Source organism: Martinezella sp. CNPSo 3964 (assembly GCF_057784375.1).
This window is the reverse complement of sequence record NZ_JBXSOW010000001.1, coordinates 1,049,426-1,061,984: the sequence shown is the minus strand read 5'-3', so window position 1 is coordinate 1,061,984 and position 12,559 is coordinate 1,049,426. Positions and strand designations below refer to the sequence as shown.

At 59.8% G+C, this 12,559-nt stretch carries 12 protein-coding genes; 5 read left to right on the top strand and 7 right to left on the bottom strand.

Annotated features, from left to right (window positions below):
* The first annotated feature begins 80 nt into the window (after nucleotides 1-80).
* On the top strand, nucleotides 81-458 hold the full coding sequence (locus AC13Q5_RS05210; RefSeq protein ID WP_488501015.1) for a VOC family protein: 378 nt from the start codon (nucleotides 81-83) through the stop codon (nucleotides 456-458).
* A gap of 82 nt (nucleotides 459-540) precedes the next feature.
* Here the strand turns inward: AC13Q5_RS05210 and AC13Q5_RS05205 are convergent, their stop codons facing one another.
* Together AC13Q5_RS05205 and AC13Q5_RS05200 are read right to left on the bottom strand one after the other, a co-directional pair.
* A complete protein-coding gene (locus tag AC13Q5_RS05205) occupies nucleotides 541-1,026 on the bottom strand; it encodes a peroxiredoxin (protein WP_075855520.1) in 486 nt (161 codons plus the stop codon).
* Nucleotides 1,027-1,110: 84 nt separating this feature from the next.
* Entirely contained in the window at nucleotides 1,111-1,938 is an 828-nt protein-coding gene (locus tag AC13Q5_RS05200) for a protein-disulfide reductase DsbD domain-containing protein (protein ID WP_488501014.1), read from the bottom strand.
* A gap of 140 nt (nucleotides 1,939-2,078) precedes the next feature.
* On the opposite strand from AC13Q5_RS05200, the gene AC13Q5_RS05195 reads away from it, so the two are divergent.
* From AC13Q5_RS05195 to AC13Q5_RS05185, 3 genes are all read left to right on the top strand, one after another.
* Nucleotides 2,079-2,684 (top strand): YqgE/AlgH family protein, encoded by a 606-nt coding sequence (locus AC13Q5_RS05195; protein WP_075855518.1) that lies wholly within the window; start codon nucleotides 2,079-2,081, stop codon nucleotides 2,682-2,684.
* Nucleotides 2,685-2,779: 95 nt separating this feature from the next.
* Nucleotides 2,780-2,971 carry a CsbD family protein gene (locus AC13Q5_RS05190; RefSeq protein ID WP_457879744.1) on the top strand — a complete coding sequence of 64 codons (192 nt, stop codon included), beginning with the start codon at nucleotides 2,780-2,782 and terminating at the stop codon, nucleotides 2,969-2,971.
* A gap of 142 nt (nucleotides 2,972-3,113) precedes the next feature.
* A complete protein-coding gene (locus tag AC13Q5_RS05185) occupies nucleotides 3,114-4,187 on the top strand; it encodes a zinc-binding metallopeptidase family protein (protein WP_488501013.1) in 1,074 nt (357 codons plus the stop codon).
* Between the two features lie 108 nt (nucleotides 4,188-4,295).
* On the opposite strand, the gene AC13Q5_RS05180 is transcribed toward AC13Q5_RS05185, so the two are convergent.
* From AC13Q5_RS05180 to thrC, 4 genes are read right to left on the bottom strand one after another with little or no spacing between them, the layout of a single operon-like run.
* Complete coding sequence (locus tag AC13Q5_RS05180) at nucleotides 4,296-7,208, bottom strand: EAL domain-containing protein (protein ID WP_075855515.1); 2,913 nt, start codon at nucleotides 7,206-7,208, stop codon at nucleotides 4,296-4,298.
* Nucleotides 7,205-7,819: a GNAT family N-acetyltransferase gene (locus AC13Q5_RS05175; RefSeq protein WP_075855514.1), complete on the bottom strand. Its 615-nt coding sequence runs from the start codon at nucleotides 7,817-7,819 to the stop codon at nucleotides 7,205-7,207. The genes AC13Q5_RS05180 and AC13Q5_RS05175 overlap by 4 nt, the downstream gene beginning before the upstream one ends.
* A gap of 50 nt (nucleotides 7,820-7,869) precedes the next feature.
* Nucleotides 7,870-9,168, bottom strand: coding sequence for a M16 family metallopeptidase (locus tag AC13Q5_RS05170; RefSeq protein WP_075855513.1), 1,299 nt, complete (start codon nucleotides 9,166-9,168; stop codon nucleotides 7,870-7,872).
* Nucleotides 9,169-9,188: 20 nt separating this feature from the next.
* Nucleotides 9,189-10,586, bottom strand: coding sequence for a threonine synthase (thrC, locus tag AC13Q5_RS05165; protein WP_488501012.1), 1,398 nt, complete (start codon nucleotides 10,584-10,586; stop codon nucleotides 9,189-9,191).
* A 313-nt stretch (nucleotides 10,587-10,899) separates the two neighbouring features.
* Between thrC and AC13Q5_RS05160 the strand changes: the two genes are divergently transcribed.
* Nucleotides 10,900-11,520: a hypothetical protein gene (locus AC13Q5_RS05160; RefSeq protein WP_075855511.1), complete on the top strand. Its 621-nt coding sequence runs from the start codon at nucleotides 10,900-10,902 to the stop codon at nucleotides 11,518-11,520.
* A gap of 109 nt (nucleotides 11,521-11,629) precedes the next feature.
* Here the strand turns inward: AC13Q5_RS05160 and AC13Q5_RS05155 are convergent, their stop codons facing one another.
* The gene (locus AC13Q5_RS05155) at nucleotides 11,630-12,322 is read right to left on the bottom strand and encodes an HAD family hydrolase (RefSeq protein ID WP_488501169.1); all 693 of its coding nucleotides are present in this window, start codon (nucleotides 12,320-12,322) and stop codon (nucleotides 11,630-11,632) included.
* Nucleotides 12,323-12,559: the final 237 nt, after the last annotated feature.

Sequence of the window (12,559 nt, the reverse complement as noted above, 5' to 3'; positions counted from 1 at the left end):
CTCGCCATGGTGCGCTCGACAGTTCTATCTTCACGCAACATCGAGCGCAAAGTTTACGGGACGGGGTAGGAGAGTGCGTCATGAAGCTAGGGCTTGAGCTGTTTGTCGCGGATGTGACGGCATCGATAGAATTCTATCGACGGGCACTAAACTTCAAGGTGGTTGGCGAGACAAGTGAGCAATACACGATGCTCTCGAATGGCGAGGCTGTCATCTCCGTCAACAAGCGGGAGGTCCTCGGACCTGACCATCCACTTCGAGTTGCGAATAGCGAACGACCGGGCCTCGGTGTCGAAATCGTGCTGAGCGTTGAGGACTTGGAAGCTTCCTATGACGCCGCCAGAGGCTGCGGCCGTCCGGTATCGGAGCTTGCGCTGCAGCCATGGGGGCTACGCGATTTCCGTATCGCGGATCCGGATGGCTATTATATCCGCGTAACTAGCAGGCAAAGGGAATAAGGAGAGGGCTTGAGAGGGCCTTCCGCAACCGGGTGAAAGGCTGGGTGCAAAGCGAGCCCAGCCTTTCATGATCTATCAAATCTTAAAGCTGCTCGATCATCGCAGCCGCACCCGAAACCGTCGCCTGGCCTGGGCTTTCCTCGATATTGAGCGTTTTCACCACGCCGTCTTCCACCAGCATGGAATAGCGCTTGGATCGGATACCAAGGCCGCCGGCAGAGAGATCGACATCGAGGCCGAGCGCCTTGGTGAAGGCGCCGTCCCAGTCGGCGAGGAAATGGATCTTGCCCATGCCGCCCGATGATTGTGCCCAGGCGCCCATGACGTGCCAGTCGTTGATGGAGACGACGGCGATGTCATCGATGCCCTTGCCGAGAATGGTGTCGCGGTTTTCGAGAAAGCCCGGCAGGTGATTGAGCGAACAGGTGGGCGTAAACGCGCCGGGCACGGCGAAGAGCACGACGCGCTTGCCGGCAAACAGCTGCTCGGTGCTGATCTCGACCGGGCCGTCGGCGGTCTTTTCCTTGAAGGTGGCGGCAGGCAGCTTGTCACCGATGGCGATAGTCATGGCTCTCTCCTTGGGTCGTGGTGTCGGGCGCTCGAACGGCGGCCGATGGCATGATGAAGACGGTTGGCGAACTATAGATCCGGCCTATTCGAGCGCAAGGGTGGTTTCCATCGCCCGATCGCCATCGACGATCAGAATGCTCCAGTCCTTGCCCTTCGGATCATAATCCTTCGGCAGTTTGCCGATCACTATATCGGTCGAGAAGGTAGTCCCGTCCCGCTTTGCATTCGCTTGCTGAAAGAACACATAGCCCGACGGACCCGTGACGTAGATGTCTGGCACGTTCCCGCTCGGCTCCGGCAGTGTCAGCTGCAGCGAAAGGCTCTTGGTGTCGGAGGAGATTTTATGACTCTGCACGTTGAAGTCCGGGGAGGGAGGCTGCGGTAGCACGGCCTTCGCCGCATCGAGCAAAGCCAGCTCATGCGAAGTCGGCTGTTCGTTTGCCGGCAGCGGCAGCGAAAGATCGGCCTGGAAGGGAATGCAGATATCCTTGCAGAGGCCAATGAAAGCCGTCAGTTCAAGCTTCGCGGGCGCCTTGCCGGTGACGCGAAGATCGAGCGGGAACGTGACCGGCGCATCGTAGCCGATTTCCCTGATGGGGCCGACGCTGATCGGCTTCGGTATCGGGTAGCCGGTTTTCTCCACGGTTATGCCGCTGCCAGCTGCCGGCGTTATTTGCGGCGGAATTCCGCCCTGGCCTGGCTCGCGCCAATAGGTGATCCAACCCGGCTCCGGTTCGATCTGCAAGGCGGCGCGGATATGCCCCTCTGTGTCCGGCGCCAGTGCGATCAGACGCATTCTGCCGCCCTGATTGTCTATCCACTCGCTCGTTGCGGCATGGGCCGCTGCGGCGCTGAAAAAGAGGGTGGCGAGAAGCGCCGACAGGCGGGCAGTCGTACTTATTTCGATCATGGAACAAGGATTTAGCGGATTGGGTCGCCGGGAGCCAGCACGGCCTAAGAGGTAAATGATCATTTTCAGTTGATTGATTTATGACATTGCCCCATCTTGATATGAGGCGGTGCAGTTGCGGACTGCGGTCAGGAGGCACGATGTCCCTATCGACGCTGAAGAATAGACGCGAAAGAGGTTTTCTCGACGGTCAGTTCCTGATCGCCATGCCTGGTATGGAGGATCGGAACTTTCATCGGACTGTGGTTTATATCTGCGCTCATTCCGATGCCGGTGCCATGGGCTTCGTCATCAACCGGGCTCAGAAGCTGACATTCACCGACGTCCTTCTACATCTCGAAATGATCAAGGACGACGATGCCATCGTGCTTCCGCAGATGGCGCGCGATTTCCCCATCCAGACCGGTGGTCCTGTCGAAAGCGGCCGTGGTTTCGTTTTGCATTCCGATGACTACATCAGCGACAGCAGCATCCCCGTCAGCGATGACATCAGCCTGACGGCGACGCTCGACATCGTCAGGGCCATTTCCAAAGGGAGCGGTCCGAAGCGCGCGACCATGCTGCTCGGCTATGCCGGCTGGGGCGCCGGCCAGCTCGAAGCGGAGATCGGCAATAATGGCTGGCTGAATTGCCCTGCAAACGAGGAGTTGATTTTCGACCGCAGCCTCGACAACAAGTATGATCGTGCACTGGCTCTGATGGGCATCAATCCCGCGATGCTGTCGCTGCAAGCGGGCCATAGCTGAGCCGATAGGCGTTATTTTGGAACGAAATAGCGCGCATGACGTTGTCCTGACAGAGCGATGGCAATGTCGCTGTCGCAGCCAAGGAGGCGTCAGACATGAGCAGCACGACCGACAAGGTGTCCGGCAAGGTGAACGAAATCGCCGGCAAGGCCAAGCAGATGGCCGGCAAGGCAACCAACGACAAGGAAATGCGCGCAAAGGGCGCTGCCCAGGAAGCCAAGGGCAAGGTACAGACCGCCGTTGGCAAGGCCAAGGATAAGGTCAAGGGCGCGGTCGACCGGATGTGAACGGCTGCTGTTTTGTCAGTCCATGGTCGCTGCTCCGTCTGAATTGACGTCGAAGTGGCGATGTTGGGAGGAAGAGCCTGTTACGGAAACGTGGCAGGCTCTTTAATATTGAACGTGGGGCAATCATCCTTTGCGAGGGGGTATGCGGCTTTTCACCTGCGACCATTGCGGCCAGCCAGTGCATTTCGACAACAGGCAATGTATCCGCTGCGGACATCAGCTCGGCTTTGCCCCGGATCGCTTGGTGATATACGCCTTGGAAGCTGAAAATGATGCGAGTTGGCATCCGGTTTCCGAACCGACACGGCAGGTTCGTTTCTGCGCCAATGCCGAACTCGATATCTGTAATTGGCTCATCGATGCGGATGATCAGCAATCTTATTGCGTTGCCTGCCGCCATAATCGAATGGTGCCGAACACCGATACAGAGCAGGGCATAGATCGTTGGCGCCGCATCGGACAGGCGCAACGGCATCTGTTTTATTCTCTGTTGCGCTGGAACCTGCCGCATCCCGACCGGGCGGAGGACCCGCAAGGCGGGCTGGTGTTCGATTTCCTTGAGGACGAAGTGCAGGGTGGCAGGGTTGTCCCGGCCATGACCGGCCACGAGGAGGGACTGATCGCCATCCGCGCGGCCGAGGCCGACGATGTGACGCGCGAACAGGCGCGCACCTCGATGAACGAGCCCTATCGCACTTTGCTCGGCCACTTCCGCCACGAGACCGGCCATTTCATCTGGAACAAGCTTGTGCGCGATCGTGGGCAGTTCGATACATTTCGCGTCGTCTTCGGCGACGAGCGGGTGGACTACGGCGCCGCACTTCAGGCTCATTACGACAATGGCCCGGCTGCAAACTGGCAGGACAGCTTCATTAGCGCCTATGCCAGCGCGCATCCGTGGGAGGATTTCGCCGAGTGCTTCGCGCACTATCTCCACATTGTCGACACGCTGGAAACGGCCCGGTCATTCGGCCTGGCAATCGATCCGCTTCGCTATCACGACATGGCTGCAGAGGTGGACTTCAATCCCTATAAGGCAGAAAGCGCCGAGCAGCTCGTCAGCGCATGGATCCCTTTGAGCGTGGCGATCAATTCCATCCAGCGCAGCATGGGGCAGCCGGATTCCTATCCTTTCATTCTCTCGCCGCCAGTGGTCGCGAAGCTCGACTACATAAGGGAAGTGATTGACGGTCGGCGATCATTACCCTCCCCTTGAAGGGGAGGGTCGGAGCAACGCTCCGGGGTGGGGTGATTTCCGAGCGGGGTCACCCCCACCCGCGCGTTCCGCGCGACCTCCCCCCTCAAGGGGAGGTGGATCTTGTTGTTAGGCGCGCTTCGTCAGCGGAAAGCGTTCCTTCAACAGACGTATCACCGAATCCGATCCCATCGGCGGTCCGAAGATGAAGCTCTGTCCGTAGCTGCAGCCGATCTTGGCGAGCTCCAGCGCGTCCTCTTCCGATTCGATGCCCTCGGCAACGACGCGCATGTTGAGTTCGCGCGCCATGGAAATGACCGAGCGCAGCAGGACCGCCTTCTTGTCGCTATCGTCGCGGACCATAGCCTTGTCGAGCTTGATCGTATCGAAGGGGAAGCGGGTGAGATAGGCGAGCGAAGAATAGCCTGTACCGAAATCGTCCAGCGCCAAACCGATGCCGGCATCTCGCAGCTTGTCGAGCACGAGGCGGGCCTGTTCCGGATTCTCCATCACCTGCGATTCCGTCAGCTCCAGCTTGATGCGGTGCGGATCGCAATGGGTCTTGGCAAGCAGGGCGCGGATATCGTCATAAAGTTCGTTGTTGAGCAACTGCACGCTGGAAAGATTGATGGAGACGAACAGCGGCAGGTCACCGGTCTGTCGTTGCCACGCCTTCAGATCGTTCGTCGCCTGCTCCAGTGCGAACATGCCGAGCGGGCCGATGATGTCGGAGGCTTCGGCGATCGGAATGAATTCCGATGGCGGAATATTGCCGCGCTTCGGGTGCTCCCACCGCATCAGCGCCTCGAAGCCTGCAACCTCTGCGTCCTCAAGCCGAACGATCGGCTGATAGACGAGCGAGAGTTCCTTGCGTTCGACGGCACGGCGCAGATCGGTTTCGAGCTGCAGCCGGTCGGTGCCGAAGCTGCGGAAGGCGGGCTGGAAAGGCTCGACGCGATTGCCGCCGGCGCGCTTGGCGCGGTACATGGCAAGCTCCGCATCGCTCAGCATACCCGCAGCATTTTCCTGCTGGTCGACCCAGGATGTCAGACCTACGGACGCGGTCAGGATGATCTCACGGTTGGCGAAATTGATCGGCACCATGATCGCCTTGCTGATCGCATCGGCGAAGTCCGCGACCTTGGCGGGATCGCGTTCGGAAACGAGGATAAGGCCGAACTGGTCGCCCGAAAGACGCGCGAGCGTATCCTGCGGCTTCATCAGGCGACGAAGACGCCTCGTCAAAGCGATGAGAATATTGTCTCCCGCCGCGAAGCCGAGCGTATCATTGACGAGCTTGTAGCGATCGATGTCGATGACCATCACCGTCGGCCGCAATTGATTTCCATCGGAAGCCAGTGTGAGAACGGCCTGCAGACGATCGAGGAAGACCTGGCGGTTCGGCAATCCTGTCAGATTGTCGTGCACGGCATCATGTAGCAGCCGCTCGACCGAATTCTTCTGCTCGGTGATGTCGACGATCGTGCCGACGCAGCGAATGATCTCGCCGTTGGAGCCGAGCACCGGTCGGGCGCGGATCGACAGCCAGTGGAAATGACCATCTTCAGCACGAATACGGAATTCGTGATTGAGCCGGCCGCGTCGATGCTCCAAGAGCACGTCGAGCGTCGCTCGGAAGCGGTCGCGATCGTCTGGATGCAGCCGCGGCAGCCAGTTGCGCGCAGCTCCATGCATGGTGCCGGGCGAAAGGCCGAGCTTCATCGAGATATCGGGCGTCGTCACGACACGGTCGCGCGCCACGTCCCAATCCCAGACGGTGTCGCCGGAGCCTGTCAGCGCCAGGGATTGTCGTTCCAGATCGGAGAACAGACCTTGCTGGAAAGCGCCGCCAGCAAAGGCGTGCTGCATGACGGTGAAGCCGATCAGCAGGACGATGAGCACGAGGCCGCCGCCGAGCGCCGGCTGGATTATGTCATTGTCGAGCTTGCCCATGACCGTCATCCAGGCCCCGAACAGCCAGACGAGGATCAGTGCCCAGGCGGGCACGAGCAAGATCGCGCGGTCATACCGGCTGAAGCCGAGATAGATGATGAGCAGCAGGCCGGCCGTTGCCGTCAGCGCCAGCGATAGTCGCGCAATGCCGGCTGCAATCGACGGATCGTAGATCGCAACGCCGAAGAGCAGGGCGAGACCGAGCACCCAGGCAAGCGTCACATAGCCGAGATGCGCATGCCAGCGATTGAGGTTGAGATAGGTGAACAGGAAGATCACCAGGCTCGACGCGAGCGCCACCTCGGCACAGGCGCGCCATATTCGCTGGTCGCTTGATGTTATGCTGATGAGCTTGCCGAGGAAGCCGAAGTCGACGCAGATATAGCCGAGTACCGCCCAGGCAAGCGCTGCCGTCGCCGGCAGCATCGAGGTTCCCTTGACCACGAAAAGGATCGTCAGGAACACCGCCAGCAGGCCGGCAATGCCGAGCACGATGCCACGATAGAGCGTGAAGGCGTTGACCGTATCCTTGTAGGCGTTCGGTTCCCAAAGATAGAGCTGCGGCAGGTTCGGCGACGAAAGCTCGGCAACGAAGGTGACGACGGCACCGGGGTTCAGCGTGATGCGGAAAACGTCGGCCTCGTCACTCGGCTGTCGATCGAGCGCGAAACCTTCGCTCGGCGTGATCGCGACGATGCGCTGCGAGCCGAGATCGGGCCAGAAGACCTTCGAATTCACCAGGCGGAAATGCGGGGCGACGATGACACGCTCAAGCTGCTCTTCGGAAACGTTGGCGAGTGCGAACACTGCCCAGTCGCCCTGATGGTTCGGCGAGGTGGAGCGGACTTCGATGCGGCGGCGGATGCCATCGGCGCCGGCGGCCGTTGAGACCTGAAAGGCCTCGCCCTGGTTGGTGTAGATTTCCGTCGTCGCCGTCAGGTCGAGGGCGGTATCGTCGCGTGAAATCTTAACGGGCTCGGCTGCGTTCGCCAATCCGGCGATCAGGAACAGCATTGCGGCCGCGAGCGTTGCGATCAGTGCGGACAGCCGCCGGGCCATCGGCCACGTCTGCATCACTCCGGCGATCATCGCTGGTCGAAGCTTCGGTTCGGGTTGGTATCGGATGCCAACCTTGAAAACATCACATGGTCGCGCCACTGACCGTTGATTTTAAGATAACCGCGCAAATGACCTTCCCGCTGGAAACCGGCTTTTTCCAAAAGCCGCATGCTACGCTCGTTATCCGGAATACAGGCTGCTTCAATTCGGTGCAACTCAAGTCCGGAAAAGATATAGGGTATAACCAACTGAAGTGCGGCGAACATATGGCCCTGACCGGAGTAGCGCTCGCCCATCCAATATCCGATCATGCAGCTCTGCGCAGCACCACGGCGAATATAGCCGATCGTGATGCCGCCAACCAGCGTCATGTTTTCCCTGAGGAAAATGAAGAGCGGTATCGCCTGTCCGGAGCTGTACTCCTGCTTTCCGCGGATGATGCGCGCCCGATAAGCGCCCTCGGTCAGCTCGTCATGCCGCCAGGTCGGTTCCCACGGTTCGAGAAAGCGCCGGCTTTCCGCCCTAAGCTTGTGCCACTGATTGAAATCGGAATAGCGCGGCAGACGCAGCAAATAATTGTCGTTTTCGAGTTCAACCGCGTCCGGATGACGTGAGAGAAACCGAAATACAGATTTTTGCATGCCGCCAAGCACTCCCCCGAGAATTGAACCCATAGGCCCGCGGCGTGCCCTTAGCCGCTTGCGCTTCTGGAGGCAGGTGCCGGCGACGACAGCGAGGTGACGATGTCCTCCATCGGTGCGAGCTGCTCCAGCGGCCCGATCGCAGAAAGCGTCGGTACTGTATCGAAGAACAGCCGGCCGGCAAGATCCGTCAGGCGTTCGATCGTGATGCCTTCCAGGCGCTCCAGCATCTCCTGGTTCGGAATGGGGCGGCCATAAAGCATCATCTGTCGGGCGACCTGGCCGGCGCGAGCGGCAGGGCTTTCCTGGCCCATCAGCAACTGCGCGCGGATCTGGGCGCGGGCGCGCTCGATTTCCTGCTGCTGGATGTCATGGGATGACTTGTGAAGTTCGTTCACGATAACGGGCAGCAGCTCCGGCAGGTTCTCGCCGCCGGTCGCGGCATGGATGCCGAAAATGCCGGTATCGGAGAAGCCCCAATGGAAGGCGTAGACCGAATAACAGAGACCTCGGAACTCGCGCACTTCTTGGAAGAGGCGCGAGGACATGCCTCCGCCGAGGATATTGGCGAGGATCTGCGAACAGTAGAAATCGCGGGTGTGATAGGCGCGACCCTCGAAGCCGAGCAGGATCTGCGCGTCCATCAGGTCGCGTGTTTCCCGGATGTTGCCGCCGATATAGCGGGCAGGTTCGATAACGGGCGGTGCGGACGGTTTGGTCGGCAGGCTGGAGAAGCGCTCCTCGACCTGCCGTACGAAGCTTTCATGGTCGACTGCGCCGGCTGCCACGACGAACATGCGGTCGGTCGTGTAGTTGCGGCTGAGATAATGGCGGATCTGCTCCGGCGAGAAGGAGACGACGGTCTCCGGCGTGCCGAGAATGGCGCGCCCGAGCGTCTGGCCGCGATAGGCGACTTCGGAAAACTTGTCGAAGACGACATCGTCGGGCGTGTCGTTCGCGGCATTGATTTCCTGCAGGATGACCTGCTTTTCGCGCGCCAGTTCTTCCTCGTCGAAAGCGGATTCCGTCAGAATATCGGCCAGGATATCGACGGCGAGCGGCACGTGGTCCTTCAGTACGCGGGCATAGTAGGACGTGGTTTCAGTCGAGGTGGCCGCGTTGACTTCGCCGCCGACATTCTCGATTTCCTCGGCGATCTGCCGGGCCGAGCGCCGTGCCGTGCCCTTGAATGCCATATGCTCGAGCAGATGCGCGATACCGTGTTCTGCTTCAGTTTCGTTACGCGAACCCGACTTGATCCAAACGCCGAGTGCCACGCTTTCGAGGTGTGGCATCGATTGGGTCGCTACTGTCAGCCCGGACGCTAGCCGGGTGCACTCCACTGTCATCGCTTGTCTTTCCGCGTCTGTTATTCGCCGGTCCGGGTATGCTTGCCGATAAAGCTTTCAACGGCTTTAAGTTCCGGATCGAGAATGTCGAAACGCTCCTCCCTGGTCATCAGACCAGCAAGCCACGTCGGAAGCGCCGGGTCAATACCGGATGCGGATTTTACTGCGGCGGGGAATTTTGCCGGGTGTGCGGTCGCAAGCGTTACCATCGGGCTCGTCGGACGCTCGTTCTTTTCCGCAATGAAGACGCCGATCGCCGTATGCGGATCGAGCAGATAGCCCGTATCGGCAAGGGTTTTGCGGATTGTTTCGGCCACCTGCTTCTCGCTGGCGCGGCCGGCGCGGAAGTCCTTCTTGATGAGCTTCAGGGCCTCTTCGCTGATCGAAAACCCGTTCGACTGCTTCAGGCTTTCCATGGCGGCGCGCACCTTGGAGGCATCGCGGCCATTGGCCTCGAACAGCAGGCGTTCGAAGTTGGAGGAGATCTGGATATCCATCGACGGCGAAGTGGTCGCCTTGACCGAGCGCATCTCGTAACGGCCGGTCTTCAGCATACGCGCAAGGATATCGTTTTCGTTGGTGGCGATGATGAGCCGCTCGATCGGCAGGCCCATGCGCTTGGCGACGTAGCCGGCGAAAATATCGCCGAAATTGCCTGTCGGTACGGTGAAGGAGATTTTCCGGTCCGGGCCGCCGAGCGCGACAGCGGTGGTGAAGTAATAGACCACCTGCGCCATGATTCGCGCCCAATTGATGGAGTTGACGCCGGAAAGCTTGACCTTGTCGCGGAAGGCGGCGTCGTTGAACATGGCTTTGACGAGGTTCTGACAATCGTCGAAATTGCCCTTGATCGCCAGCGCATGAACGTTCGCCGCCGTCGACGTGGTCATCTGCCGCTGCTGCACCGGCGAGACCTTTTCATGCGGAAAGAGGATGAAGATGTCGGTGCGTTCGCGGCCGGCAAAGGCGTCGATAGCTGCGCCGCCGGTATCGCCTGAGGTGGCGCCGACGATGGTGGCGCGCTGGCCGCGCTTTTCCAGCGCATAGTCCATCAGTCTCGCCAGCAGCTGCATGGCGACATCCTTGAAGGCGAGCGTCGTGCCGTGAAAAAGCTCCGTGACGAAGCTGTTCGGCCCGGTCTGGACGAGCGGCGCGACCGCCGGATGCCGGAAGGTGGCATAGGCATCGTCAATCATGCCGCGGAAGACATCGGCTGGGATCTCGCCATTGGTGAAGGGCGAAAGCACGGCGAAAGCGACATCCTGATAGCTCTTGCCGCGAAAGCCGCGGATTTCCTTTTTCGTCAGGACAGGCCATTCACGGGGAACATAAAGCCCGCCATCACGAGCAAGGCCGGCCAGGAGGGCGTCGCAGAAGCCAAGGGCAGGGGCTTCTCCCCGCGTTGAAATGTAGTCCACGGTCTAGAATTCCTTTGGTCGCAAAATTGCCTGAGTGATCGATTGAGAGGGTAGTGGAACGAAGCGACGGCGGCCGGTCTTTTTGCGTCGGATCAGCCGCGTGGTTTTCGCGTTTGCGCAAGGCGCGTCGGATCAGCGCCGGGCGGAGGCTGTTTGTGGCAATCTGTCGATCTCGAAAAGTGAGCCAAAACGGTGTCTACCCAATCGATTTTTCGCTGCGTCGCTGGTATAGACCATCGCCAAGTGTCATAAAAGGCCCGTTTGACAGGCTGCGGGTCGATAATGTGAAATATATGGAGAGGGTGGAATTATAGTGTTTGGCAAGGTTTCGCGTCGTCTTTTCTCCGCTTCGCTTCTGGCATTGCTGACGAGCTGCAGCACTCTTGGCATTGGCGGCAACAGTGAAAAACAGCCGGCAACGGATGTGACCGTTGCACCACAAGCCGGAGCTGCGACCGCCGCACCGACTGGCGGTCAGACCTATGTCGCCGGAAAGTGCCCGCAGGCTGTCATCCGCGATGAAGATTCGGTCTATCGCACCTACGCCAAGGGTGCCAAGGATGATGCTAACCAGCTGATCTATCAGGCTTCTCTGGCCCAGGCGACCCGTCAGTGCACCACGGACGGCACCAGCCTCGGCATTCACGTCGTGGCGCAGGGACGTCTGGTCGCAGGCCCGATGGGCAGCGCGGGCAAAGTAACCCTGCCGATCCATGTTGCCGTCATGGACAATGACAACGCGCTCTATAGCAAGACCATCATGTATACGGCGGAAATCCCGCCGGGCGAGACCACGACTCAGTTCCTTTTCACCGATGACGACATTCAGGTTGCCGGCGGTTCCGGTGGCTTCACGATCGTCCAGATCGGCTTCGACCAAGGTCCGCAGAAGCCCGTTAAGGGCGCGAAGCCGGTGCGCAAGAAGCGTCACTAAGCTTTTGACCGCGACCCTCGCGTAGCGATGCGAGGGTCAGCGATGGGTTGAAAAGAAAAGGCCCCGCCGATTGGCCGGGCCTTTTCTTTTTGTCTGGATTCAATCCGTCCTAGAGGACGCCATCCCATTCGGCGAGCGCCATCACGACGCCGGGGAGATCAGCCATACGGCTGACGACGGTTTCGGCACCGGCATCGGTCAGCCTGTCGGCATGCGAAGGATAGCTGTGCGATGCGCCGGTGAAGCCGATGACGCGCATGCCGGCAGCGCGTGCCGCCTGGACGCCGTGAACCGAATCCTCGACGACGATCGCATTGGCCGGGCTCACATTCATCTGCTTGGCGCCGTGCAGGAAGATATCCGGCTTTGGCTTCACGCGGTCGGCGCCGAGATCCTTGGCGGAGTAGATATGCGGCGCAAACAGCTTGATGTAGCCGACCTTCGTCAGCATCATGTCGAGACGGGCGGAGCTGGAATTCGAGCAGATGCAGCGCGGCATAGGCAGTCGCGACAGTGCCTGCGGAACGCCTGATATAGCCTGGACATCACTGGCAAGCTTCAGGTCGAGCAGCTTCTCGGATTTGTCGAGCAGCGATGCGGAAAGCGGGATGCTTGCCTCGCGCTCGACTTCGAACAGGATGTTGCGCCAGGTCATGCCGGCGAAACGCTCGCCCATTTCCTCGACACTGATTGGGTAGCCTGCATCGGTCAGCAGCTTCGATTCGACTTCGGCCGCTATGATTTCCGAATCGACCAGAACGCCGTCGCAGTCGAAGATGATGAGGTCGAAGCCATTGCTCATGAAATTGCTGCCTTTGATGTGGCTGGGTTCGGCACGCTCCAGGAAACCATTGGTGTTTCGGGACATGCTCTGAAAAATGACCGCCGGGCTTTACACGATATGTCGACAAAGCTCAACCAATTGGCGGGCATGGCTGCGCTGCAGTGAGCGAAAGGGTCGAAATGTGCAAAAGAGGTGATGACCGTTGCCTGTCGCTCGACATCGGGCCTCGACATCGGATAGGCCCGCCTTTAAGGA

Bases quoted from the DNA above. Each gene is read 5' to 3' on its own strand.
- AC13Q5_RS05210 (WP_488501015.1), top strand. From the start codon at position 81: ATGAAGCTAGGGCTTGAGCTGTTTGTCGCGGATGTGACGGCATCGATA.
- AC13Q5_RS05205 (WP_075855520.1), bottom strand. From the start codon at position 1,026: ATGACTATCGCCATCGGTGACAAGCTGCCTGCCGCCACCTTCAAGGAA.
- AC13Q5_RS05200 (WP_488501014.1), bottom strand. From the start codon at position 1,938: ATGATCGAAATAAGTACGACTGCCCGCCTGTCGGCGCTTCTCGCCACC.
- AC13Q5_RS05195 (WP_075855518.1), top strand. From the start codon at position 2,079: ATGTCCCTATCGACGCTGAAGAATAGACGCGAAAGAGGTTTTCTCGAC.
- AC13Q5_RS05190 (WP_457879744.1), top strand. From the start codon at position 2,780: ATGAGCAGCACGACCGACAAGGTGTCCGGCAAGGTGAACGAAATCGCC.
- AC13Q5_RS05185 (WP_488501013.1), top strand. From the start codon at position 3,114: ATGCGGCTTTTCACCTGCGACCATTGCGGCCAGCCAGTGCATTTCGAC.
- AC13Q5_RS05180 (WP_075855515.1), bottom strand. From the start codon at position 7,208: ATGATCGCCGGAGTGATGCAGACGTGGCCGATGGCCCGGCGGCTGTCC.
- AC13Q5_RS05175 (WP_075855514.1), bottom strand. From the start codon at position 7,819: ATGCAAAAATCTGTATTTCGGTTTCTCTCACGTCATCCGGACGCGGTT.
- AC13Q5_RS05170 (WP_075855513.1), bottom strand. From the start codon at position 9,168: ATGACAGTGGAGTGCACCCGGCTAGCGTCCGGGCTGACAGTAGCGACC.
- AC13Q5_RS05155 (WP_488501169.1), bottom strand. From the start codon at position 12,322: ATGAGCAATGGCTTCGACCTCATCATCTTCGACTGCGACGGCGTTCTG.